Origin of the sequence: Pseudarthrobacter sp. fls2-241-R2A-127 (assembly GCF_030209355.1) — a bacterium.
In the GTDB taxonomy this organism is placed as follows: domain Bacteria; phylum Actinomycetota; class Actinomycetes; order Actinomycetales; family Micrococcaceae; genus Arthrobacter.
The window spans coordinates 148,087-171,814 of the sequence record NZ_JARVSF010000013.1; the positions used below are offsets into that span (position 1 = coordinate 148,087).

The 23,728-nt window shown below is 61.5% G+C and carries 20 protein-coding genes; 11 read left to right on the forward strand and 9 right to left on the reverse strand.

Annotated elements, in window-relative coordinates; translation table 11 throughout:
* The first annotated feature begins 45 nt into the window (after positions 1-45).
* Positions 46-2,202: an amylo-alpha-1,6-glucosidase gene (locus QRN53_RS10955; protein WP_285244013.1), complete on the forward strand. Its 2,157-nt coding sequence runs from the start codon at positions 46-48 to the stop codon at positions 2,200-2,202.
* Positions 2,203-2,400: 198 nt separating this feature from the next.
* On the opposite strand, the gene QRN53_RS10960 is transcribed toward QRN53_RS10955, so the two are convergent.
* The 6 genes from QRN53_RS10960 to QRN53_RS10985 form a co-directional block, all read right to left on the reverse strand.
* Entirely contained in the window at positions 2,401-2,796 is a 396-nt protein-coding gene (locus QRN53_RS10960; protein ID WP_056387777.1) for a cupin domain-containing protein, read from the reverse strand.
* A 168-nt stretch (positions 2,797-2,964) separates the two neighbouring features.
* Positions 2,965-3,303, reverse strand: coding sequence for a DUF202 domain-containing protein (locus QRN53_RS10965; protein WP_056387774.1), 339 nt, complete (start codon positions 3,301-3,303; stop codon positions 2,965-2,967).
* Positions 3,300-3,665 carry a YidH family protein gene (locus QRN53_RS10970; protein WP_056387771.1) on the reverse strand — a complete coding sequence of 122 codons (366 nt, stop codon included), beginning with the start codon at positions 3,663-3,665 and terminating at the stop codon, positions 3,300-3,302. The genes QRN53_RS10965 and QRN53_RS10970 overlap by 4 nt, the downstream gene beginning before the upstream one ends.
* A complete protein-coding gene (locus tag QRN53_RS10975) occupies positions 3,658-4,101 on the reverse strand; it encodes a pyridoxamine 5'-phosphate oxidase family protein (RefSeq protein WP_082581628.1) in 444 nt (147 codons plus the stop codon). Before QRN53_RS10975 ends, QRN53_RS10970 begins: the two co-directional genes overlap by 8 nt.
* Positions 4,102-4,198: 97 nt before the next feature.
* Positions 4,199-4,840, reverse strand: a complete 642-nt coding sequence (locus tag QRN53_RS10980; protein WP_056387765.1) for a TetR/AcrR family transcriptional regulator — start codon at positions 4,838-4,840, stop codon at positions 4,199-4,201.
* Between the two features lie 3 nt (positions 4,841-4,843).
* Complete coding sequence (locus QRN53_RS10985) at positions 4,844-7,300, reverse strand: glycoside hydrolase family 3 C-terminal domain-containing protein (RefSeq protein ID WP_056387762.1); 2,457 nt, start codon at positions 7,298-7,300, stop codon at positions 4,844-4,846.
* A gap of 241 nt (positions 7,301-7,541) precedes the next feature.
* On the opposite strand from QRN53_RS10985, the gene QRN53_RS10990 reads away from it, so the two are divergent.
* The 3 genes from QRN53_RS10990 (at position 7,542) to QRN53_RS10995 (ending at position 11,294) form a co-directional block, all read left to right on the forward strand.
* Positions 7,542-8,828, forward strand: a complete 1,287-nt coding sequence (locus tag QRN53_RS10990) for an MFS transporter (RefSeq protein WP_056387753.1) — start codon at positions 7,542-7,544, stop codon at positions 8,826-8,828.
* Between the two features lie 458 nt (positions 8,829-9,286).
* The gene (locus QRN53_RS21775) at positions 9,287-9,598 is read left to right on the forward strand and encodes a heavy-metal-associated domain-containing protein (RefSeq protein ID WP_082581627.1); all 312 of its coding nucleotides are present in this window, start codon (positions 9,287-9,289) and stop codon (positions 9,596-9,598) included.
* Positions 9,599-9,860: 262 nt separating this feature from the next.
* Complete coding sequence (locus QRN53_RS10995; RefSeq protein WP_285244014.1) at positions 9,861-11,294, forward strand: MFS transporter; 1,434 nt, start codon at positions 9,861-9,863, stop codon at positions 11,292-11,294.
* Between the two features lie 882 nt (positions 11,295-12,176).
* Here the strand turns inward: QRN53_RS10995 and QRN53_RS11000 are convergent.
* Positions 12,177-12,452 (reverse strand): hypothetical protein, encoded by a 276-nt coding sequence (locus QRN53_RS11000; protein ID WP_142133538.1) that lies wholly within the window; start codon positions 12,450-12,452, stop codon positions 12,177-12,179.
* Between the two features lie 61 nt (positions 12,453-12,513).
* Here QRN53_RS11000 and QRN53_RS11005 point away from each other — a divergent pair, with 61 nt between their 5' ends.
* The 4 genes from QRN53_RS11005 to QRN53_RS11020 all read left to right on the forward strand — a co-directional run bounded on the left by QRN53_RS11005 (position 12,514) and on the right by QRN53_RS11020 (position 17,595).
* Positions 12,514-13,962 carry a PIN domain-containing protein gene (locus QRN53_RS11005; RefSeq protein WP_142133539.1) on the forward strand — a complete coding sequence of 483 codons (1,449 nt, stop codon included), beginning with the start codon at positions 12,514-12,516 and terminating at the stop codon, positions 13,960-13,962.
* Positions 13,935-14,417 (forward strand): ASCH domain-containing protein, encoded by a 483-nt coding sequence (locus QRN53_RS11010; protein WP_200830697.1) that lies wholly within the window; start codon positions 13,935-13,937, stop codon positions 14,415-14,417. The genes QRN53_RS11005 and QRN53_RS11010 overlap by 28 nt, the downstream gene beginning before the upstream one ends.
* 558 nt (positions 14,418-14,975) lie before the next feature.
* Positions 14,976-16,076 carry a DUF4238 domain-containing protein gene (locus tag QRN53_RS11015; protein WP_160141482.1) on the forward strand — a complete coding sequence of 367 codons (1,101 nt, stop codon included), beginning with the start codon at positions 14,976-14,978 and terminating at the stop codon, positions 16,074-16,076.
* A gap of 352 nt (positions 16,077-16,428) precedes the next feature.
* Entirely contained in the window at positions 16,429-17,595 is a 1,167-nt protein-coding gene (locus QRN53_RS11020; protein WP_056387737.1) for a hypothetical protein, read from the forward strand.
* Positions 17,596-18,518: 923 nt separating this feature from the next.
* Here QRN53_RS11020 and QRN53_RS11025 read toward each other — a convergent pair.
* On the reverse strand, positions 18,519-19,100 hold the full coding sequence (locus QRN53_RS11025; RefSeq protein ID WP_142133541.1) for a hypothetical protein: 582 nt from the start codon (positions 19,098-19,100) through the stop codon (positions 18,519-18,521).
* Between the two features lie 290 nt (positions 19,101-19,390).
* On the opposite strand from QRN53_RS11025, the gene QRN53_RS11030 reads away from it, so the two are divergent.
* A complete protein-coding gene (locus QRN53_RS11030) occupies positions 19,391-20,644 on the forward strand; it encodes a hypothetical protein (RefSeq protein WP_056387729.1) in 1,254 nt (417 codons plus the stop codon).
* A 212-nt stretch (positions 20,645-20,856) separates the two neighbouring features.
* Here the strand turns inward: QRN53_RS11030 and QRN53_RS11035 are convergent, their stop codons facing one another.
* Positions 20,857-21,570, reverse strand: a complete 714-nt coding sequence (locus QRN53_RS11035; protein ID WP_156400146.1) for a hypothetical protein — start codon at positions 21,568-21,570, stop codon at positions 20,857-20,859.
* 416 nt (positions 21,571-21,986) lie between these two features.
* Here QRN53_RS11035 and QRN53_RS11040 point away from each other — a divergent pair, with 416 nt between their 5' ends.
* A complete protein-coding gene (locus QRN53_RS11040) occupies positions 21,987-22,904 on the forward strand; it encodes a hypothetical protein (protein ID WP_056387723.1) in 918 nt (305 codons plus the stop codon).
* A 457-nt stretch (positions 22,905-23,361) separates the two neighbouring features.
* On the forward strand, positions 23,362-23,478 hold the full coding sequence (locus QRN53_RS11045; RefSeq protein ID WP_267217940.1) for an SHOCT domain-containing protein: 117 nt from the start codon (positions 23,362-23,364) through the stop codon (positions 23,476-23,478).
* The last annotated feature ends 250 nt before the right edge of the window (positions 23,479-23,728 follow it).

Consider the following 23,728-nt stretch of genomic DNA (forward strand, 5'->3'; position numbering starts at 1 on the left):
TAAGAGACCACGTTGTGCCGGCGCTGCTTTCTTGGAGGAACCAGGATGGCTGGATGGAATGCTGACACGGCTGCCGGCCCAGTAGGGGCAGGGACCGTCACCCTGGTCGAGGAAACCTCGTTCTGCATTTCTTTGCCCAATGGCGACATTCATCCCGAGCACCCGCATGGCCTGTTCGTGCAGGACACCCGATTCCTGTCCCGCTGGAACCTGACAGTTAACAGTCATCCGCTTGAGTCCCTGGCTGCCGAGACGCGCGAGCCGTTCCGGGCCCTGTTTGCAGGTCGCGTTCCCCGTTCCGACGGATATGCGGACAGCCCGCTGATCGTGGAGCGCCTGCGGGAAGTCGGCGCGGGTATTCAGGAGCGACTTACCGTACGCAATTATTCAACCAAACCCGTCGAATGCGCGATTTCCCTCGAGGTTGAAGCTGACTTCGCGGACCTTTTTGAAGTGAAGGAAGCCCGGATCCAGCGTGCGTGGGACGCAACCCGGTACGTGGATGGGGACCAGCTGACCATTTCCGGTGTCTGGCAAGGCATGCGAAAACGGGTGGTTATTCAGGCTCCGGGAGCAGAGGTGAAGCCGGAGGGGGTCACCTTTCTGGTATCTGTCCCACCGCAAGGGGACTGGAGCGCTGTCGTCAGTGCCCGGGTTGAGGTTGAAGGCTCTGGCCGGAGCGCCACCCTTGTCCACCCTGAGGGGGAGGAGTTGTCCCCCAGTGACCGGCGCCACAAGGAATGGGTTGCCAGGATTCCCGTCGTTCGCATGGGTAACCGATCCATTGAGCGGACGTTACGGCGGAGCTACGACGACTTGGGTGCCCTCCGGATCGAGGATCCGGATCATCCCGAACGCGTTGTGGTGGCGGCAGGTGCGCCGTGGTTCATGACGCTCTTTGGCCGGGATTCCCTGTGGGCCTCGGAAATGGCGTTACCGGTGGATCCCTCACTGGCTTTGGGGACGCTGCAGACGCTGGCGGACCGGCAAGGAAGCGTCGTGGACCCACTGACGGAGGAGGAGCCCGGCAAGATCCTGCACGAAGTAAGGCTTAGCCTCAATGCCGGTTTGGCCCTTGGAGGCAAATCAGCCTACTACGGGAGCGTCGACGCGACTCCGTTATTTGTGGATGTGCTCGGAGCCGTCAGCCGGTGGGGATTCGGTGCGGATATTATCGCCGGTTTGCTGCCCCACGCGGACCGCGCCCTGGAATGGATACGTCACTACGGGGACAAGGACGGCGACGGTTTCGTCGAGTATGAACGGCTCAACGACCAGGGCCTGATAAACCAAGGCTGGAAAGACTCCTGGGACGGCATCAATTTTGCCGATGGAACACTTGCGGAGCCCCCGATCGCGCTCTGTGAAGTCCAGGCCTATGTCTATGCTGCGTATACCGCGCGTGCCTGGATGGCATACGACGCGGGCGACACGGCACGGGGAGATGATCTCGCCGATCGGGCGGCGGAACTGAAGCGGAGATTTAACGAGCAGTTCTGGATGCCGGACCGGGGGTACTATGCAATCGCACTCGACGGCAGGAAGCGACAGGTGGACGCGTGTGCTTCCAACATGGGCCACTGTCTGGTCTACGGACTCGTAGACGAGGACAAGGCTCCGCAGGTTGCCGAGCGGCTTATGTCTCCGGAGATGTTCAGCGGCTGGGGTATACGGACCTTGGCCAGCAACATGGGCGCATATAACCCGGCCAGCTATCACAACGGCTCGGTATGGCCCCACGACAATGCAATCATCGCTGCCGGTCTGTTGCGATACGGCTTCGTGGCGGAAGCACAGCGCATTACCACTGCGATATTGGAAGCCGCCGAATTCTCGGGCGGGCGCTTGCCCGAGCTCTTCTGCGGCTTCAGCCGTGATCAGTTCGCCGAACCCGTACCTTATCCAACGGCGTGTTCGCCCCAGGCTTGGGCAGCAACGGCCCCGATCCTCCTGGTGACGAACCTGATGCGGTACGACGTTCATGTCTCCCGTCGGGGACTGTGGATGGATCCTGTGCTTCCGGAAGCCTATGGTGATCTGCACATCACCAACGCACCTGTTGGTGGCGGCCGGATCACCATCGACATCGATAGGTCCGGCCCCTCTATTCAGGGCCTGCCTGAGTGGATGGAATTTCGACGCGGACATCGGCCATGGATTACGGAACTGGTCGAACAGGCAGACCGCCGGCGACGGAAGTAGGCAGCCTGGCTGTCGTCAACACCCTCGATGTTACAGCGCCGCCATCCCCTCTGGGACGAAGCCGGCGAACAGTTAGATGATGACTTCTGGCACGCCTCCCGTTAGGCGCGGCGACTTGCCCAACGGGAGACGTGGCATGATGAGCGCTATCTTCAGCGCTCATCGTGCCCGCACTTCACATGGCGCCTACGCGCCCGCTCAGTGCTCCGGCCAGTAGTCGTAGACGTCACTGGTCCCACGCATGAATTCGATAAAGACGCAGTCCCTGTCCCCGACGGTCCATGCTTCATGCTCCGGCGGCAGCATCATAAGATCTCCGGCTGAGAATTCCTCCTCGGATCCGGTACGCTGGCGCACCCCCAAACTGCCTTCCAGGATGTAGGCGACATGCGGCATAGGACACATATCCGTGTCGAGAATTCCGGTCTTGACCGCATCCTCCGTCACTGATGCCCCCACCGGAAAGCGGACGAGAACGGCGCTGGCCCCGTCAAGGGTCACCATCCTCTTCGTGATCCGCCCGATAGTGATGAGTTCGTAATTGTCCTCGTCGACAAAATTGGCCTTCTGCATGCGCGAGAGGTCTGTAGTCATAGTTCTTCGTCTACTCCTTCGTGGTTTAAGGCGTCAGCAGTGACGCCTTGCTTCAATTCAGCGCCCTGCTCTGTAGACCGGACAAGTACGAAAGCTGTACCGCCCCCGATACTGAACACACTGTTCCACGCAGTTGCCCTCTCCAGGGCGGAATATCCGACGACGTCCCTAAAGCCGGATTGTCAGGACCAGAGCCAGCGAAACAAACCCTGCAACCAATGTCGAGGCGCCAAGAGCGGCCGGAAGGAAGCCGTCGGCGGCCCGGGCAGGTGGCCCGTCCGGGGCTGTGAGAATTTGATGGTGCTGGAGGTATCGCCGACGGACCACAAACAGTAAGAGCACGGACTCCAGAACGCCCGCCACACCCAACAGCAGTGACCAGGGCCCCAGGATGGGCGGAAGGACCTTCATGGCGACGAGGGAGCCTGCGAGGAACGCAAGACAGGTCCGTTGCCAGGCCAGACCCGTGCGCTCCGGTTGGAGACCGGGATCGAAGAGCCCGGTCACTTCAGAACGATTCCAATCAGAACCAGGACCGCAACCGCTACCAGCAGAACAGTCAGGGGGAGCGAGAGGATCGTCGGGGGAAGGGGTGAACTCTTCCGCAGGGCCTGTTCCGTCCTCGTCCACCCGCCCCAGGCCTGGATGGCCGACATGATCCCGCTGAGGATCAGCAGGATGGACGCAGAGAGCCGGTACCCGGGATGGATGCCGAGGCCCAGTGCCTCGAGAGCGACCCCGCCGGCGAGTAAAGCCAGTGCGGTGCGGATCCACGCCAGGAAGGTGCGTTCATTAGCGAGGCTGAACCGTGGGTCCGGTTCATCTCCCTGGCTGAAGACTCTTTTGGGAAAGCGATTGAGCTCAGCCAACTGTCTCGCCTTCTCCGGCTTTGTTGATGCGGAACATCGCGTTGGAGTGTTCGGTCCATTCGTCGATGCGGACCCTCACTGCCGTGCGCGGGTTGCGGATCGCGTAGGGCGCACCGAAGTAGTGGGTGGTCATGGCATCGATGATCTGGAGGTCCTTGTCGTCGAAGAATTCAACGGCGGTTCCCAGAACGGTGACGGCCTCTGTCCAGTCGTCGTTCTTGAGCACGGTGAGGGACATGCGGGGGTCTTCTCGCAGGTGCTGGAGCCGGCCGCCGCGGGAATTTCCGGAAGCGATGCTCAGGAGGATGTGCCCGGCATCTTCGGCGAGATAGACGATCTGGACGCTGACAGGGCGCCCGTCGGAGGCGACCGTGGACATGACTGCAGGATTGGGTTGGGAGATGAAGTCGTACATGTGCTGGGGGAGAGCGGGCATGAGGGGGCGCCTTTCAGGGTGGGAACGGGTACGCCAGAATGCCCCGCACGCTCGACTGGTACGCGCGGCGGGCAACTGGGCCTGGCAGGTGCTGTGGTTACTGCTGAGAGTTTCCCCAGGTAGCACGAAGCTGGTCAAGGTACACCCGGAGCTCCGCGACCATTGACATGCTGTGCGGTTCGGCCACCCATTGCTGCTGGAGCCCGTCAAGCACGGCGATGGTGTTGCGGACGATGGCTTCAACGGGGGCGTCCGGGAGGATCTCGCCCGTTCGCTTGCCGTCCTCGATGGCTTGGGTGAGCCATTCCCGGGTGCTGCGGTAGTGATCGAGCATCCATTGGTTTGCCGGGTGTTTGGCTTCGGTGGCTTCTGCCGAGATCCGGACGAACAGGCCGATCCACTCCGGCCGGGTGGAGTTGCGGGCAACGAGGGCGACGAGCGAGTCGAAGGCCGCCCATCCCATGGGTGCCGCGCCTTCTCCGAAGAGGAATTCGCTGTCTTCCTTTTCCCGCTGTTCGAGCACCGCAGTGAGCAGGGCGGTCTTGTTGGGGAAATGGTGGAGGAGGCCTGACTGGGACAGCCCGGTCCGGAGTGCTACCTCGGCGATGGAGGACTTGTTGTACCCGCTGGTCGAGAACAGCTCAATCGCCGCCTGGATGGCCTTGGCCCGGGCGATGTCGCCGGCCTTTTCCGTGCGGTTCCGCTCGCGTTCAATGCGGTAGCCGGGTGGGTAAGACATGCCTTAGGACTCCTGTCCGTTTTCGAGCGGAACCGTGATGCGGGGATCGCCGAGGCCACGCGCAATCACGATTGAACCGCCGGAGAGCGGCAGCCATATGTGTTCTTCCACGTCCCAGATCCGCTGGGTTCGGAGATCACACTCAACCTGAACAGTAGCGCTCTGCCCGGGATCGAGGGAAACCTGTGCCCATCCGATAAGACGTGCAGGCTGATCCTCGCCGGCGGGGACGCGGTAGACCTGCACGGTTTCCCTGCCGGAACGCTGACCTGTGTTGGTCAGGGCCACGGCAACGGCTTTAACCCCCGTCCCGTCCTGCCCGGTGATGTGCGCTGAGGTGTAGTCCCAGGAAGTGTAGCCGAGGCCGTGGCCGAACCAGAACAAGGGCTGTGTCCCGGATTGGTGCCATCCTCGGTAGCCTACTCGCGGCCCTTCCGCGTACTCGAGACGCCCGTCGGTGGGCATGGTCCCCCAGGCCGGCCCTTCGCCGTCACGGGCGGGGAAGGTGGTAACGAGTCGCCCCGACGGTTCGATGTCACCGGTCAGCGCTGCAGCGACTGCGTCTCCTGCTTCCTGCCCGGGGAGCCCGGCGAAGAGCACGGCGTCGACATTATCAAGCCAGGGCATGAGGACCGGTGTGGCGGCGTTCACGATGACGACAGTACGCCGTGCGACGGCGGCGACGGCGGCCACGAGGGCGTCCTGGTCGCCGGGCAATGCCAGCGTTTTCTTGTCCTGGCCTTCGGTTTCCTGTTCCTGGGTGTTGCCGACGACGACAATGGCAGTGTCAGCCGATGCCGCTGCCACCACGGCCTCACGGATCGCGGCGGCGGCGGGGCGGGCGGCCGCTGTGACGACGAGCCCGATGATTCTCATTTCGAAGTGGGGCCCGGTGGTGGCGGTAATCCTGGCGCCGGCTTCCAAGGGCACCACTGCGACGTGGCTCTTGGGCCGGTGAAGGCCGCCGCCGGGACCATCATGCGGGGTTACGGCGAACGTCTCGTGGTGGCCGGGCGCCGTCACGGTCCATTGGCCGGGTCCGATCACGCCGACGCGCATCCGGGCCGGTGACGACATGGCGACGTCGGCCGAGAGCTCGATCCTGACCGCATTTGCGAGCCAACCATCGTCAGCTACTTCAAGTTCGGCTACGTCAAAGTGGCGGGACTCAATGACGTTGCCCTGCTCGTCGAGAGCGCGGACCCGCATCCCGGGAGTGCCGTTTTCGGGATCGCGCACAGTCGAGGCAGGCGCGGCCACCATTCGCGTCCTGGTTTCCACCCCGTCCACGATCGTGGCCCCCGGGCCGAGCGCGGACGTAAGGCCATCTGCGATGCTCACAATGTGCGGCGGGCGGACCCGGGCGGAGCCGCCGCCCTGGGCGACGGTGTCAGTAGCGTGGCGACCGATCACGGCCACGGTCCCCGTTTCGTTGGCGAGCGGAAGGGTGGCGTTGTCATTCTTGAGCACTGCCATGCCCTGGGCAGCGATCCTTCGCAGCTGTTCGCGGCGGACTCCGCTGTCGGGCCGGGCAATGTCAGCGGGCCAGTCACGCCGTGTGCCGAAGGCGCCGACCCGGGCGGCAAGAATCAGTAACCGGCGAACGTGGTCATCGATGGCTTCTTCGGGGACGTCGCCGGAACGCACGGCTTTCTCCAGGGATGTGCTCCAGACCGTTTCGGGCCCGGGCATCACCAGGTCCAGGCCGGCGTTCGCGCTTTCCGCGGCCGTCTTTGTGGCGAACCAGTCGGACATGACAAGCCCGTCAAAGCCCCACTCTTTTTTCAGAATGTCATTGAGGAGCTCATCGTGCTCCGTGGCGGTGACGCCGTTTACGCCGTTGTAGGAGGCCATCACGGTCCACGGCTGCGCGTCGTGATTCACGATTTCGAACGGCAGCAGGTAAAGCTCCCGCAGGGTCTGTTCGTCAACGACGCAGTCAACAGTGGTGCGCTGTATTTCGGATTCGTTGGCGAGGAAATGTTTCGGGGACGCTCCGATGCCCCGGCTCTGGAGGGAGCGGACATAGGCGGCCGCGAGGACACCGGTGAGGTACGGGTCCTCACTGAAGCACTCGAAGAGGCGACCACCCAGGGGAGTGCGGTGGAGGTTGATCGTGGGGCCCAGGACGATGTGGGTCTGCTGGTCCATGGCTTCCTCTGCCAGAAGTGCGCCGACCTCGTCGAGCACGCCAGAGTTCCACGTCTGCGCCAGCAGTGTGGCGTTCGGCAGCAGGCAGCTCTCGCGACCACCGACAACTTCTTCACCACGCACACCGGTCGGGCCATCAGACATGACAATCTCGTCCAAGCCAATGGAAGCATCACCCCAGAGGCTGAACATCTTTGCACCGGAAAGCAGCCGGATCTTTCCTGTCAGGTCAAGGGACTGCACCGCTTCATCTATGAAGTCCGACTGCACGCCGGACACGACAGGAAGATCAGTGGCAGGAACGCTCATCGGAAGACTCCTTCGTCAGGAAAGTGGCGAATTTCGGGACTGGTGCCCCTTCTGTTGTGCTTCGAATCACAACGATAGCACGCCGACCGACTACACGGTCGGTAACACAAGCTTTGCGCGACGAAAAAGTAACGATTTGATAAACCGACCGCATACTCGGTCGGTCTGCGGTACTGTGGTTCCTATCACACGGGCTACGTCTGGCCCGCCTCCCCTCTCCCAATAGAAAGCAATGAGACCCATGGTTGTGTCTGATTCTGCTGCAGGACCCGAAGCGCCCAACTCGTTGTCCTACGCTCCCGTCCCCGTCGAAAAGGCCCAGGCCAGTGTCATCACAACGATGGTGCTCGCGCGGCTGGGACTGATGATTGCCCTTTTTATGCCCATCGTCGCCGGCATGACACTCAAGGTGCAGTCTCTGGTTCCGGGACCGGACGTTGCCGCCACACTGGGCACCGTCATCTCCATGGGCGCGTTCGCAGCCCTCCTCTTCGACCCCGTTTTTGGCCGCCTTAGCGACCGCACCGTCGGACGTTTCGGCCGCCGCCGTCCCTGGCTGGTTGCCGGAGCTTTGGGACTCCTGGCATGCCTGGCCGTCATCGCCACGGCCCCGAATGCCGTAGTGCTGGGCATCGGCTGGTTCTTCGCGCAGGCTCTCGGCAACGCGGCGGTCGCTGCACATACGGCGACCCTGGCAGACCAGGTACCCCAGTGGCAGCGAGGCAAAGTAAGCGGCATGATCGGCATTGCTTCCCAGGCAGCCTCCCTCGGCGCAGCCTATTCGGCAAGCCTTTTCGGGCAGAACATGCTCCTACTCTTCCTGGTCCCCGGCGTCCTCGCCCTGGTGCTGGTCCTTGTCTTCGCCTTCGTACTGCCGGACCGGCCAATGGAGCGCCGCCCTGCCTCAGAAGGCGGGTTGCGGACCGCCCTGAAGACCTTCTGGGTAAACCCCCGCAAGAACCCCGACTTCGCGTTCGCCTGGGTCTCCCGCTTCCTCGTCGTCCTGGCGATGTTTATGTTCGTCACCTTCCGCCTCCTGTACCTACAGCAGGATCTGGGCCTGTCCAAACAGGATGCGGCCGGCGCACTGGCAACCGGCGTTCTCATCTACACGCTCGCCTTGGTTACGGCCGGCCAGATTGCCGGATGGATCTCCGACAGGCTAGGGCGGCGGAAAGTCTTCATTTGGACCTCGGCCATAATCTTCGGCATCGGCACCTGGATGCTCACTGCGGCCGACTCCACCAGTGGGTTCTACTGGGCGGAACTGGTCATCGGCATTGGCTTTGGCATCTACATCGCTGTTGACCTCGCCCTCGTCATCGATGTCCTTCCGAATCCTGATGACACAGCGAAGGACCTCGGCGTATTCAACATCGCCATGACAGGTCCGCAGACACTCGCCCCGGCGGTCTCGGCAGCCCTGGTTACCATGGGTGGTGGCCGTTACGACCTCCTGCTCGCCGTAGCGGCCGGGATCGCCCTGTTGGGGGCACTGACGATCCTCCCCGTGAAGAAAGTACGGTGACACTGTCCTTATGACTGGCCCCCGCATCGGGTCAGATGTGCCGAAGCAGGGGGACCTTCTTCGATGAACTAAGGAATGGGCAAGCGCCCGGCTGGGAAAGCCAGCCGGGCGCTTCGTCATAACCGGTGTGTTGAGGAATCGTGCCGGCACCCGAAAGATCCGTAAAACCATCTCTCATCGAGGCCTGACCGGCGGACCATCCGAAGGTTGTCCATCGTGCACACGGTGGACCATGACACAAAGCGAAGATTGGCGCTGTGGCGACGCTGACCGAGCCTCTGTTGGCGTCGTTACGGAGGGCCGTTCCAGCCGGGCCACACTTTGCTTCCTATACCCCTGGGGGGTATGCTTTCAACTGTTGTCAGTGACATGGTATGTCCCGGCGTGTGCCCTGCACCGCCCCTCACAGCCCGTCAACCCCAGCGCCATTGATGCTTCGTCAAGGAATGGAAACTGGCATGTTTGAATCTGCAAACCGCACTCAACTGCTCCTGGCCCCATCGGGCGCGGCGTGCAGTTGCTGCTCATCAGAACCCTTTTCGCCACCCGCCTTCACCCCGGCTGCTGCTGAGCTCACTCTCGAGGGCCTAACCTGCGGGCACTGCGCCCGCACTGTTGAGAAGGCCGTCTCAGCCCTTGAGGGCGTGGAGTCTGTGGCTATTGAGCTCGTTCCCGGCGGCCCTTCCCACCTCCTTGTAGGTGGTAAGGCCGCCGGAGCCGCTGTGCGTCAGGCCGTCATGTCCGCCGATTACACAGTTGTAGGCGACTGAGCCCCTGCAACTTCCCGAGCCCCTGCTGGTTGCACTCAAATCCGGCGCCCCTCCCGAAAAAGGAGACGCGAGGAAGGGCACGTGCAGCCAGCAGCGAACGATTCCCCCGGCAGGTCCACCACAAACGGACTGAACCGGCAACGGGGAGGATTCGACTTTCGCGGGGTCCTGTTGGCGACGCCCCAAATTCAACAGAGTGATGCCCCCTCGGGGTTTCCAAAGCTTCTGCGGGCCGCTGCCCGCCAATCTAAGAGGAGATGTTATGACCGGAAAGCCAGGCCAGCAGCGCGGATTGGTACCGCTGCTGGTGATCGCGACCGCCCAGCTGATGTTGGTGCTCGATGACTCCATTGTGAACATCGCGTTGCCAAGCATCCAGCAGGAACTCCGGGTGAGCGCCGTGCATCTACCCTGGATTGTGAATGCATATATCCTCGCATTTGGCGCTCTGCTGCTCCTGGGCGGCCGGCTTGGCGACCTCTACGGCCGGCGCCGCATCCTGCAGGCAGGCCTCACCCTCTTTGTTATGGCTTCCCTGGCCGGTGGCCTCAGTCCCAACAGCGATACGCTCATCGCTGCTCGCGCGATTCAGGGACTGGGAGCAGCACTGGTTGCGCCCAACGCCCTGGCCCTCATTGCGACAACCTTCTCCGAACGCAAGACCCGTGATGCAGCCCTGTCGCTGTACGGCGCGATGTCCGCTCTCGGAATTGTGGTGGGATTGCTTCTTGGTGGCGTCCTGACCGACACCCTCGGCTGGCGGTGGGTCTTTTTCATCAACGTACCCATCGCCATCCTCGTGCTCCTGGGCAGCCGGACCTTGGTGAGCGCAGGACGGCGCGCCGGGAGTCTCGATGTCAGGGGCGCCGTATTGGGAACCAGCGGCATGGTCGCCCTGGTGTACGCAATTACCCGCTTTGGCGAGGAGGGTTTCGCGGATCCTCTGGGCCTTGGTCTGGTAGCCGCTGCAGCCCTGCTGCTGGCTGCCTTTATCGCCCTGCAATCCCGCAGCAGCACGCCGCTGGTCCCACTGGGGCTGTTCCGGGACCGTGGCCGCGCTGGCGCATACGCCTCCATGCTGCTGCTCGCCATTGGTCCCATGGGCAGCTTCTACGTGATCACCCTTTATCTCCAGCAGGTTCAGCATTACAGCCCTCTGCGGACCGGTGCCAGCTGGCTGCCGTTCGCGGCAGGGCTGGTGCTCGGGGCAGGGGCCGCGCCTAAGCTGCTGCTGAAGATGGCCGCGCGCCTCATCGCAGCAGCGGGGGCACTGCTCAGTGCCGGGGCTGCCTTCTGGTTCTCCTTCATCCAGGTAAACACGAACTACTGGCTGTACCTGGCACCGGCCATGTTCATCCTCGCCCTTGGGTTCGGCCTCGGCATTATCGCCCTGACCCAGGCCGCCGTATATTACACGAAGGAAACGGAGGCCGGAATTGCCTCTGCGCTGCTGAACTCGGCCCAGCAAATCGGCGTTGCCCTCGGACTGGCCGTTTTGGCAGGCGTTGCTGCAACGGTCAGCAACAGCAGCCAGCATTCGGCCGTCACCGAGGCAGGCCAACTGGTCGCCGGATACGGCAGCGCACTTGCCGTCGCGGCTGGGCTGCTGGTGGCTGCAGGAATACTGGCTGCAGCTACCTTGCCTTCCCGAACCGCGGCACAGGCCAACGCCCCCGCTGCGGCCGGAATTCATTAGGCGGACCCGGACAGGGACTGTCTCCGGCGACGAGAAGGTACAGCATGCGCGCCCCGGTGCCGGGGCGCGCATGCTTGGTGACAGGTATCGTCCGCTCGAAAAGCGCAGCTAGAGCCTCGCCTAGATACCACCGGGTCACCGTTCAATAGCCGGCGGACCTCGCGGAACGCTTCGAAGCGGCGGTTGGCCCGGGCTTCCCCGCCCCTATGGGCAGTTTTCCTGGCCGCTAACAACCCGGTTCTGCGCTTCAGGGGATCCCCCAATCCGACTTTGTTCCGCCAGCCTAGCCCTGGTGTATCCCCATTCTGGAGGACATGCCATCGGAATTTGTAGGTCTTCAGGTACCCACGAGAACCCCAGAGTTGGTCGGACCGATCCTGGCTACCGTCCACAAATCAGCCAGAATTTCGGTGTCAGCAGGGCGCGCACACATGGTCTTTACGCTTTCCTGCACCTCCGGGTCATTGCTCTTAACCATAGATATGATGATGCACTCGTATACCAGGCTTATCTGGTGTCGACACGGTCGCCGGAGACGTCCTGGAACGAGTGATCAGCGGCCGTCGCCCTCGGAGTCTGGGTGCTCATGAGTGGTCTTGGGACCGCCTGCCATGCAGCGCGCAGTTCTCGAAGACGAACGTCGCGCTCGGCTGGGTGCGGCTGAGGGACTTCGAGCGCATTCACCTGTTCGACCTCGCCCGGCGCGGTGCCGCGACAGCTCCTCCCGCGGAGCGGAACGAGCCTTCTACGGTGCGCTCTTCGCTCCGACGCCTCGTCGAGAGCAGGTCATCCGGCGGTACGGGGGCGTGTTGGACAGCTTTGATGACCGTAGCGTTGTCGACGACTTCACTCGACACCTTGGTCCTCGTCTTATCAGGCTGCTCAGTGAGTATCTGATGCGTAGCTCACTTTGAATATCCAGTGGCAGGGTCTTGTGCGGAAGGCAGGCCGGATCGCGATTGCCTTCGAGCCCTCGGGGGTCATGGCTTCGGAGGCTGCTTTGGCCAGTTCATAGGTCTTGTCTTCGGCCCTAAGGCGGCCCAGCTGGCCGCCGGCGGCTTCTAGAGTCACTTTCTGCACCGCCGCCGTGGCAAAGGGCCAGCGTGAGCTCAGGTCGGTAGCGTAGGCAGCAGGGACAACGCGGATGGTCTGCCGCATTCGAGAGCTTGGGGAGAAAATGGGAAGCCACGCGGGGCATATGGGGGACCTGCGAGTCCTGATGGACACAAATATTGTTCTCGCCATCGAGGGTGATGAGGATGCAGATCACGTCAACCACCAGTCGGCGTCGAATGTTTATCGCCTTGTTCTGGACACCGGCGGCAAGATCTCCATCATGGAGAATCAATTTGACGACATCTCGCGGATTCAGGATCGCCACCTAAGGGACCGCCGGCGCCGTCAGTTGGAGAAGTATCCGCGGTTGGGACGTGTTGAACTCACCACAGGGTTCCTGAATGAGGCACGTTATGCACCGGATCTTGGGGCCCGCAGTAACGATGGCGTGGACGCCGCGCTGCTTCTTGCACTGCAACGTAACGCCGCCACCTGGCTGATAACTGAGGACCGGAAGCTCCACGCGCATGCCCGTCATGCGGGACTTCAAGACCGCGTGATGATGCTCGATGACGCCCAAGGGGTGTTGACGGCACTGTCGGGGCAGCTGCCAGTTCATTATTCTGTCGATGACGTCCAGCCTCACACCATAGATCCAGTCCAACCGTTCTTTGATTCACTCCGAGCTGATTATGGGGACTTTTCCAGCTGGTGGGAGAAAGTGGTTGCCGAAAGACGGGCCTGTCTGGTCATAGGGGGCGGCAGGGACATCCGTGGCCTGGCGGTCCTCGATCGTCAGGAACCGGAAGTGTCCGGATTGACCGGAAACAGCGTGAAGATCTGTACATTCAAGATTGCCGAAGCCAACCAGGGCAAGAAACTGGGAGAGACACTGCTGGAAGCCGTCATAGCCCGCATCCGGTCGATGCGGGCTGACACCTGCTTCATCGAGGCTTCTTTGGACAAAGAGCCGTTGCTCGCGATGCTGAAGGAATTCGGCTTCTTCGATTTGGGGCCCAAACCGGGGGCGTCCGGACAAATTATGCTTGGCAAGATCCTGGAGCCCAGCGTCGACCAAGAGCCGCCTGAGCACCCCCTCGAGTACAACAGGCGCTACGGCCCTGGAAAGCGACGTGTGAACAGGGCATTCCTCGTCCCTATCATTCCGGTATTCCACAGCATGCTCTTCCCTGCGTCCGAACCACAGCAGTCTTTCTTCGATTCGACCTATGGAAACGCAATCCGTAAGGTATACATCTGCCACTCGGGTATAAAAACGTTGGAGCCGGGCGACACTCTTTTCTTTCTCCGGACGCACGAAAGGCGGGCTGTGCACGCTGTTGGCGTCGTTGAAGAAACACGACGCACCAGCGTCCTGGCCGACGTGCTGAGTTTCGCCGGAGCACGCACCGTATACCGTGCCGAGGAACTCCAGAAGATGTGCGCAAAGGAAGTACTGGCGGTCAAATTCAGGCTTGACCAAGTGCTCGACGCGCCAGTGTCGCGCGAAAACCTCAAAATGCTGGGAGTCATGGAAGAGTCCCCGCAATCCATCGCCCAAATCAAATCAGAGGGAGGAATTCAGTGGGCAAGAACACTCCAGGAAGGGTAGCCCTGATGTCTATCAGGCCGGAGTTTGCCAATGCGATTCTCGCCGGCGAGAAGATTGTGGAGTTCCGCAAGCGGCCCGTCGCCGATGACGTCAGCCACGTTCTGATCTATGCCACCATGCCTGTTGGCTCACTTCTTGGGTGGTTTGCTGTCCGCGGGCAGAAGACCATGTCCCCGAAGAGGCTCTGGTCCACATTCCGTGCAGTTGGTGGGATCTCAAAGAGCAGGTTCTTTGACTACTACGACCAGCGGGAGCACGGAACAGGGATCCTTGTCGAGACCGCTGGCCGATTCCTTGAACCAGTCCCCCTGTCTGAACTGGGCACGACCCTTCGTCCCCCGCAGAGCTTCCAGTATCTGACCGCAGCGCAGTCAGACATATTCTTCAAGATGGTGCAGACCCAGCCGAATGTTGAGTCGGACTCCGAGCTGCTTCCGCTGGCTCGTGTTGGCTGATGCTCCCGGCGAAGCGTGAACGCCCAACACCATGAGCAGCGTGGGCTCGGGGCATGAGAAGAATGCGCCGGCACTGGTTGGGCACTGCACCGATGGTGCCGCCTTGATGAATATCCTTACGAAGAACGAGCTGTGGGCGGTTCGGCGGCGTTCATGAAAGATACGAACGAACTACTGTGTGTCAGGATCAGCTTCGAAAGCATTTTGAGGATCAGCGGGCAGCGCTGCCGACGGAAGTCGAGGGGTTGGAAAGATACATTCCCGAAGTAAGGGAGAGATCGCGGCTTTCATTTGTGCTTTCCGCCTTATCTGACGGCGACAGCATGAGCATGTGGCGCTACCACGGCCGCCATCAAGTCAGCCTTGCAGTCGGGCTCGACCGAAACGAGCCTCTGGTTCCGCAATGGGGAGTCCCGGTTCCGAAGGTTTGCGCAGGTTAAGGAATGACGCGTGGCCAGACACAGTTCCGCCAATGCTGTCCTCTTTGGATACGCTCCTGAGATGGGAGCGGAACTTACGTATGACCTATGGGCTACGGCAGCTGCGCGGGCTGCTGCAATGACAGCGGCGGGGCAGGAGCCAAGACGCCATCATCTCGTCCCCCGGTTCTACATCGATCGCTGGGCTGTCGATGGGCGAGTAAGAGTCGTTGACCTACTGCGCGGGCGGAACGCCTACGAACTCTCTCCGGCCCAGGCCGCGTTGGAGACTGACTTCTATCGACTTGATGAGCCGGACGATGAGACGTCGCCGGTCTATTGGGAAGCGTGGCTTTCGGAGGTCGAGAGGAAGGCCGCGGCATCGATCGCACGCATCGATGCTGCCGGCCCGGGGGCCATGGACGACGAAGCACATCAGTGGCTATGTCTCTTTCTGGCTGTGCAGATGACGCGCAGCCGCTCTGCGCGTCTGCGGCGGCGTGCAATGATTGCCGAGCAGATGGCCCGGGTCCTGGAGATCGGCGGACCTGGCGAACTAGCTCGCGAATTGTCCGCCGGTGACCAGTCGTTCGCCTCCGAGGACCTCGAAAAGCTTGTTGCGGATGTCGAACGTTTCCGCACCGATCCGTCGCAACTGCCGCTCCCACGGAAAGAAGACCTGGAGTCTTCAGCAAAAGCAGCGACACATATCGCCGGCATCCTCATGACACGCCATGTAACGCTTTATGGGACTCGAAGGGCGCTAATTACTTGTGATGAGCCTGTCATCGAGCTACATGAGTACATGGCCAATCCCGCGATAGGGGGTGGGGTGTGGGGCGCTCCGATTTTGGCCTTCCCTCTGGGCCCCTATTCTGTGCTTGCTATGTACCGACGTGATCTGGAGCCTCCCTTGGAGCCTGGTTCGATGCTAACGACGAGCGAAGCGATCGACCTAAACAGTTCGATCCTCGCGAATGCGCATAGCTTCGCGATCGCTTGCGCGGGAGACAGCATTGCGGAGAGGCTATACCTTCCCTCGCAGCCGGTCAGCATCCGGTCTCAGCTGATCGACTTACCCAATTCGGACGAATCCCTATTTCGATTCTGGACGCCGCGAAGATGGGAGGGCCAGCACGATGCACCCGTCCGTGTGGTCAATCGATGGTGGTCCGGGCACATACCCGCAGCTCCTCGTCCGACTCCTGAGGAACAGAAGATCATTGACGGTTGGGGTTAGTGGAAGTAGGGACATACATCGCACAGACACCCCGCAGCAGATGAGCGGCGGACGTGTGCATCGAGCGCAGCAGGATTCCTTCTTCCGAGAAAACGCTGCGTCCAGTCAGCGCATCCCAGTGCGCTTTCGTGATCGCTGTTTGTGACGGGTGGCCGGATTGCTCGAACGAAAATGATACCGGCCTGCTGGTCGCCGCGGATAGCACGCTCAATGCCGAAACACGCTCCACAATTCGTCGTCAGCTCTCACCCGGAAACTAAGCGAATGGCTCGACCCTCATGAGCACGACCACATCATGTGACCCACGGTGACGATAAGCCGGCTTACGGGCAGCGACCCCTAGAGTATCGTCATGACCGATCAGACGTATACCTGGCTCCCTGAGCGCCATCTCGGCGTCGCCGCGACAATTTCCCACGCCGACGAGCTGATCGGGCAGGTCGCGGATCTCCTCTTCGACTACCAGACGCAGCCAGACGGCGTGATCGGCCTGCGCGAGGTGCCTGCGGGCAGGTTCAGCCGAACCGTTGTAGAGCGCGTAGATCCGATCCCGCGCAAGGTGCCGCTGCTCGTTGCCGACGCGCTCGTGGCGCTCCGGGCCGCACTCGAGCACACGCTCTTTGCCGAGGTCGAGTTCGTGGACGGCGCGCCACTCGACGAGAAGGCCGCCAAGCTGGTTGAGATGCCCGCGTCAGACAGCTACGAGAAGTTCGAGGAGTGGAAGAAGAAGCGAGCACGCAATGGCCCGCCGTCACTGCGTGCCGGCAGTGAGCTCGTACGACGGATCGACGGCCTGCAGCCATTCCACCGTCGGAACGAGCCTCAATTACACCCTTTGGCCCGGCTTGTGCTTCACACGAACCACGCCAAGCACAGGACGCCGGCGATCACGGCGGTGCGTCTGGCTGCCATGTACCAGGACGACCAGATGCCTCGCTCAGTGCGCGACCTTGCTCCCCGGCCCGAGGAACCGCTGCGCGTTGGCGACATCATCGCGGAGACCCCGATGGGCACCAGGGTCCCTGTCACCATGTTTCCTACGGTCGGGATCAACCGACCAGACACGGACCGGTGGCCGGTCCTGACGCAGGAACTCGATGAGATCGCCCATTGGGTCCGCACGCAGGCGGTGCCGCGCCTGATCACGGGGACAGAACCGCCCGAGCCTGCGCTTCCGACGCGCTACGAGATCGCCGTCGGGCATGGGGACGAGCGTCGAGCGATCTCGGTGGGATCGGCGACGTCCGCAGGGGAACGCCACAAGCAGCGCCTCGTTGCGGCATCGGCACGGGTTGATCTGGTCGACATGATCGGCCAGATGGGCGGGTCCCCGAGCAGCCCGCAGATCGCGGCGTGGTTGGCCCAGTTGAACGACGAGGAGGTGCTCGAGCGGATGTCGCGGCTGCTGGTGACCTATGACTACGCCCCCAACCTCGTACTGCACAACTTTGAAGTCCTGAAGGGCTGGCAAGATGAGGCTCGGGAGTTCGGCCAGAACGACCAGCCTGTCGAGAGGTGAGTGCGCATTTATCACGCGCTAGTGGTCAGCAACGGGCACTCCGAACACTTCGGGCGATCAGATGTGGTCAACCGCGGAGAGCTTCTCGTTGAGCCTCGAGATCGCGGAGGCGAACCACCCATCGACCGTCAGCAAGCCCGTGCCGGTCGCTCGACCGTTCCATCATTCCGGGCGTGCGTGCCGCTATGTCACAGGTTTGCCATTCGGCAGCTAAAGGAGCTTTTGGAAGACATCGGGGTAGGGGCAGCCCCGGTTGCCTCGATTACCGGGGTTTCCTGGATTGCCAGGGTTCCCCGGATTTCCTGGATTGCCGATATTACCTAAATTGCCGAGATGTTTGTCCACGACTTGGTCGTCGTGGAGCTCTCCGACGTACTGACCGCTAAGCCGATGGACATGGGTTCCATGGAGTTAACCGATGGCAGCGCCGTGGAGCGAGTGGATATATCGGCCTCGAACGAAGCCCACGGCCTGGCCAGATGTCGCATAGATGTACTGAGTCATAGGCAGACTCTAGAGGCCACCAACGACATCTCGGTGGTGCAGTGCCGGCGTGGCTCGTACGGATCATCTTTCCTGACTCACCGTGCCCCAGAACCCTAGGTGTTCGGGCTGTATTGGTGCTGATCAGATCGCTCTTCTCCACCTATGAATCGACCCGTGCCGCCACCTTCATCCGATAAAAGCCCCGCTGTACGGGCCTGCCGCGCTTGCATCCCCGAGACGCTTAGAACAGGTCGACCATGGTGTCCAGTCGCTCGCGGACGAGGCCCGCCTGGACGTTGACGATGCGCTCGCCGCATGGCAGACCACCCCACACCAGAGGATGGGTAAGATGTCTCTTCACGAGGAGAGCCACTACGACCCCGCCGCGCCGCCCGGCGGTTCCCGCGGCAAGGGCGGGAACCCGGCTGTGGCCGCCTCTAACTGCTCGCTCGCCTGGCCCGGAGCTTCCGGTCCCTCCTCCAGATCGCCGTCGGGATCAGCGCGGCGACGAGGATCATGACCAGCACGGCCCAAGGATTCATCCACAGAGACGGCCATGTCCCGAGCACGATCCCAGCGACGACGAACGGGATCCCGATCGCGTTGATCTCGATGCTTTCCTGGGATGCGCGATCGATCTTCCGCGTGATGTCTGCACTCAGCTCGGCGTGGCTTCTGCGAAGCTCGTCCAGCGCTGTCCGAATGAGGTTCTGGACGGACTGCAGGTTTTGAATCTGCTTGTACGAGTCATGCATCTGTTGCTCGAGGATTTCCAATCGGCGCTCGAGCTCGGGGCTTGTCAGCTCAGCCGACACTGTATCCCTGATAATGGATGCGTCGCCAAGCCTCGCGCCGGAGGGAATCCCGGCGGGGGACACAACCGTCCGCTTCCGGATGAGGTCCCACAATATCCTGGCCGCGCCGCGGGCTGTCAGGTGTATCCCGAGCACGCTCAGCACCACGGCAGAAGCATTCATGAGGAGCTCGAGGTTTCGAGGGTCCTCCAGCCAATCGACCATGACCGGATCGTACCAACGACTCCACAACGTCTGGACGGAGACCACCAATGCAGACCGCCTTGGACGTCATCAGGGGTCGCCGCGTTCTGTCCTCCTCAAGGCGCGGGGTTGGTCCGAAGCTCCAGAGACTACAGAATGCCGTCAGTGCAAGGAAGCCCCCGTCGCCTCTTCATCCATAGTCCTCGACGCGGAGCGGTGTGCCGCGGAAGGCGCTCTTGCGTGCCGTAGGCTGGGCTTCAACAGCCTTATCCCTTTGGATTTTCCTCGCGCCCTTTTGGAGACAAAGATTAATGCAACAGCCTCCTCGCAACACGAAACGAGAGTTTGAGTCGGACTTCGGTTTCCGGGAAGACGGTGCCAGGAAAACGGCCGAGCTCGTCGACGACGAGACACTCGAGGACACGGACGTCGACGTTGTGATTGGTGAGATCGTCAAGATGTGGGCGGCCTTACCCATTGAAATCCATGTCGATAGGATGCACGCAACCCCATCCTGGCCTAAGACCACGATGGCTGAGATCCCGCCGCCAGGGGAAAGGGTCGTGCAGGTGCAGCTCACCATTCCATGTACGGGCGCGGCAGATCTTTTGATCCGTGTCTCCGATCCGGGGGTGATCGGCAGCTGCGGAAACACTGGTTTGCGGGGCGAACGATATGAAATCCATCTGACGCTGACCAGCAAAGGGCTGGACCAAGTCACCCAGCAGCAATTCGATGAAACCATAGCCAACTTGAAGCGGCAGTGGGTGGAGAAGGTCAACGAGGCTGTTGGGAAGGCCAACAATGTGATCATGGAGCACCAGGAACGAATGCGAGCCCAGCTCTCCTCCATCCTGGAGCACAAGCAACGCGCCTCGCGAATGGTTCGACAATCGATGCGGAGGGCCGGAATTAACTTGGTCCCTGTGGAAGGTGGAATCGAGATAGCTCTTCGACCGGCATCGCTGACCCTTAGCCACGTGGACCGATCGGCAGCCAGCGGCGTACCCGAATATGAGCTCCAGGAGAAGATAGCGGCGCAATTACTGGGAACCATTCGCTCCTTCGCAACAGCGCTGGAACGGCTCCCTGAATCAGCCGACGCGCTGCTGACAAGCGACGAGCAGACACTCCGTGATTTTCTGCTGTTCATTCTCAATGCCAACTGGGACGGTACCGCCACGGGCGAGACCTTCATCGGCATCGGGAAGAGCGACATCCTCCTGAGATGGAAAGATAGGGACGCTTTCATCGCCGAGTGCAAGCTCTGGGAAGGGGAAAAAGGGCTACAGGCAGCGATCGACCAGCTCATGGGCCGTTACGTGGTCTGGCGGAACACCAGAGCAGCCCTGATCATCTTCATCCGTGACAGGAAGTACATGTCCGAGGCTATGGCGAAGGCGCAGACAGCGATTCGTGAGCACAAACTCTTCCTTAACCTGCGAGAGAATCTGGAGCATCCGGACGAACCAGACTACGTGCTTCGCTCGACCAGTGACCCGGACCGCTCAGTCCGCTTAAGCCTTATTACGGTACCCATCACTTACATGCGAACCGGAGCCTAATGCCGCTCCCAACTCGGGCTGCCGGCCCAGAGCATGTCTCCACGGGTCGACATGCTCTGCGCTCCTCGCTCCGGCGGTGAAGGCCTGGTTCCTCTTGTCGAGCCATGGCTTGATGGAAGTCTTCATGTGCTGTATCCCGCTTGGCTCCAGAAGTGAGTCGGGATCCGCAGACGCAAGCAGTGTCCACGTCGTCTGCGGTTAGTGGGTACGTGTCAGCGGTACCAGCCGCGGCGGGTGGGGACTTCAATCCGCGGGATTTCGTGAGGTTTCAGTGGACGTTGGGGAACCGGGCGGATGGTATAAGGGGTGATGCGGTCCTCCTCGTGCTCCCTCTCGATCAATTCTGCGGCGCTCTTGTCAGTCCTGCGGATGTGGTCCACTGCCCAGGCCAGGAGGACGTCGAGGCGATTGACTTCCGCTTCTGCAGCCAAGAGCCGTTCATGGGCCGTCACCGAGCCATAACCACACCATTGGCGGAGGATCTCATGAACGGGCTTTTGGCGGCGCAGGTAATAGTCGTATTCAAACTCGGCTGAAGTCGTTACCGGTTCTCGGGTTTCCCAGTTTTCAATTGTTCCGCCCCGCTTGGATTTTTCTCGAGCCACCGCTTCCTCGGCCATGACGAGGTCCAGGACCGGGGCCGGGTTCCTGCGACAGGCCAGCTCCACGACAGCCAGCGCCGCACGCGGCGATAGGAACACCTCGCCGTCGTGAACCAGCCAGGAAAATCGGGCTTGGAAGGCAGCCACGGTCTGTCCGGTGAGCGCTTCGAAGGCGACGTGATCGTGGACCGTCAACGTATCGTCGCTTGAAGCGACAGACAGCTCGGCGACCTCCGAAGGTACAAGCAGCTCAAGGGCCGCCCAAAGGGCCGACGCCTCATGTTCGTCGATGGCCTCGGCCTTGAGCCGCCTCCAGCCATCCATTGCGGCATCGTACGGGACTACGTCTTCCCACGGTACCTTGAGCCGGGAACGAGGGACGTTCTCTTCCCTGCCCGGTGGATGGCCGTGCATGTGACGGATGTCGACCCGGAATCTTCGACCCTCCTGGTGCACCGCCACGATGTGCACCCGCTCGGACCGCGCATCGTCACGCAGCCTGTAGGCCCACTCTTCCCCCGGGCAGGGACCACGGGAAACCTCAGCATTTGGTTCCATAGCCGCTCATTATCCGTCCACACCAGGCTGCTGTCTCCTAGCAGATTGGTGCCAACAATTAGCCGAACGAGAAACCATCAGCTGGAACTGCGCAGGACCTGGCTTTTGTTCAAAGCTACGTTTTCGGGATGATGTCCGTCTTGTTCCTAGACTTGGGTGACGCTGTGGACGAGCATTGAATAGTGAGCGCCGCCGACACTGCCCCGGTCGATGACCAGACACGTGAATCCGCAAGACTGCTGAAGCGAGTACCTGGGCGGGCGCGGCCTCAGAAGGAGGCCCTCCGGGAGTTCGAGGAGGGTGTCGCCCAGTTGCGTCAGCATTACGACCCGGTATTCTGGCCGCTCTTCGTCCCGGAAGCCAAGAACATGTTTCGCTGGCGCGTCGAGTTGGAGTGCGGATGTACGCACGAGGTCTACACGCACGGAGAGGACAAGTATCCGGACGATCGCCGCTTCCCCGACCTCATCAGTCAGTGCAGGCTTCCCTCCGGGGAGTTCTGGTGTACGACTGACCACGGACCTGCTCAGAAGCCGTATCGGGACATCGTCGAGTGGGTCGATCGCAAGGTCACGGAGTTCCCGGCGGACCCTGTGGAGCCGGAATACGACTGGATGGACGCCGAGGACTGGGCGAAGATCCGGAAACCCAAGCCACACTCGTCGGCGTTCTGGCGGGTCAAGCTCTCCTGCGGGCACTATGAGCAAGTCTGCACTGATGTGGATTGGAAGCCCGAGGACGGGCCCAAGCTGGTGTCCGAGGAGCGCATCGTGGAAATCCGCCGTGATTTCGAGGAAAGCTGGGCGGCAGCGGATAACCCTGGATGGCCTGAAAAGGGTTTCGAGCGAGACCACATCCGGAAGATGATCGATCTGCGCTGGCCGCGCCCTGAGCCCGAGAGGGACTGCTTCACGTGTACGCAGGTGCGGCGGATCACTGGCTATCAGCGGATCGGCTGGCTCGTTACGAGGACGAGGACGAGGCCGGCACCGCGTCCGTCGACGAACCTCGATCGGGAGAAGATCGAGGCTCGACTCGCCGCGGCGGAGGCTGAAGTCCAGCGGCTGCGCAAGCAACTCGACAACCCAGGCAACGCTTGAATTCACAACGACGCGATCTTGACTTCGTATTTTGGGAAGGGTCGCAAGAATTACTCCCCCGATGGGAACGGGAAGTGGACCAAGGACGCCTATGACGAGTTCAGCGTTCGGCAGTTCATCGCGTTCACATCAGGGGATGTTCTATGAGTATTCGTAGGGCTATCCTCGGCAGATGAACCAACATGCAGTACCGACCGAACCAGGCCAATACATATTTGCGTTCAGCCTCAGCCGAGGGTGGCTTCGGATAGCTGGGACGTTTTCAGTTGCTGGGGTGGTTATCGCCGTCGTGGCAAACGCAACGGAGCCGTTCCGAGCCCCCTTGGGAATCGCGCTAGGCGTCCTCGCGATAACCCTACTCATCGCATTTGGCATCAAAGGTTCATCACGACGGCAGACGCAGGAACCAGCGGCAGCCCAAGCCCGCACGGGCGGGCATCGGATGTTACTTGGCAAAATGCGGGGCAGAAGGTCCCTGGCGGCAGAACTGGCTCTCCTTGCAGAACTCCACGCGAAGGGTGCACTCTCTGACGAGGAATTCAGCGCCGCCAAGCTCCGTACCCTTGCGGACTGATATCCAGCGGCTGCTTCGTCAGTCTCTTAGCGACTTCAGGGGCAACTTCGGCCACGAATTCGCCCATCGTGCCCCGCAGTGAGGGAAAAAGAAGGCCCACCGATGGGGGACCGGCAGGCCTTCAGCCGCCACGGTACAGCAGAGCGCATGGAACATCGACTGGACTAAGAGGTCAAACGAACGAGTTCCTAGTTGTCGTTCTTCTCTTTGTCTGGGGCATGGATCGGGGTTGTTTCCGGCGTTGGAAACG

Excerpts from the sequence above, each read along its gene's own strand:
- QRN53_RS10955 (WP_285244013.1), top strand. The coding sequence starts at position 46 with ATGGCTGGATGGAATGCTGACACGGCTGCCGGCCCAGTAGGGGCAGGG.
- QRN53_RS10960 (WP_056387777.1), bottom strand. The coding sequence starts at position 2,796 with ATGACTACAGACCTCTCGCGCATGCAGAAGGCCAATTTTGTCGACGAG.
- QRN53_RS10975 (WP_082581628.1), bottom strand. The coding sequence starts at position 4,101 with ATGCCCGCTCTCCCCCAGCACATGTACGACTTCATCTCCCAACCCAAT.
- QRN53_RS10980 (WP_056387765.1), bottom strand. The coding sequence starts at position 4,840 with ATGTCTTACCCACCCGGCTACCGCATTGAACGCGAGCGGAACCGCACG.
- QRN53_RS10985 (WP_056387762.1), bottom strand. The coding sequence starts at position 7,300 with ATGAGCGTTCCTGCCACTGATCTTCCTGTCGTGTCCGGCGTGCAGTCG.
- QRN53_RS10990 (WP_056387753.1), top strand. The coding sequence starts at position 7,542 with ATGGTTGTGTCTGATTCTGCTGCAGGACCCGAAGCGCCCAACTCGTTG.
- QRN53_RS21775 (WP_082581627.1), top strand. The coding sequence starts at position 9,287 with ATGTTTGAATCTGCAAACCGCACTCAACTGCTCCTGGCCCCATCGGGC.
- QRN53_RS10995 (WP_285244014.1), top strand. The coding sequence starts at position 9,861 with ATGACCGGAAAGCCAGGCCAGCAGCGCGGATTGGTACCGCTGCTGGTG.
- QRN53_RS11000 (WP_142133538.1), bottom strand. The coding sequence starts at position 12,452 with ATGCGGCAGACCATCCGCGTTGTCCCTGCTGCCTACGCTACCGACCTG.
- QRN53_RS11005 (WP_142133539.1), top strand. The coding sequence starts at position 12,514 with ATGGACACAAATATTGTTCTCGCCATCGAGGGTGATGAGGATGCAGAT.
- QRN53_RS11015 (WP_160141482.1), top strand. The coding sequence starts at position 14,976 with ATGACAGCGGCGGGGCAGGAGCCAAGACGCCATCATCTCGTCCCCCGG.
- QRN53_RS11020 (WP_056387737.1), top strand. The coding sequence starts at position 16,429 with ATGACCGATCAGACGTATACCTGGCTCCCTGAGCGCCATCTCGGCGTC.
- QRN53_RS11025 (WP_142133541.1), bottom strand. The coding sequence starts at position 19,100 with ATGGTCGATTGGCTGGAGGACCCTCGAAACCTCGAGCTCCTCATGAAT.
- QRN53_RS11030 (WP_056387729.1), top strand. The coding sequence starts at position 19,391 with ATGCAACAGCCTCCTCGCAACACGAAACGAGAGTTTGAGTCGGACTTC.
- QRN53_RS11035 (WP_156400146.1), bottom strand. The coding sequence starts at position 21,570 with ATGGATGGCTGGAGGCGGCTCAAGGCCGAGGCCATCGACGAACATGAG.
- QRN53_RS11045 (WP_267217940.1), top strand. The coding sequence starts at position 23,362 with ATGCGGGGCAGAAGGTCCCTGGCGGCAGAACTGGCTCTCCTTGCAGAA.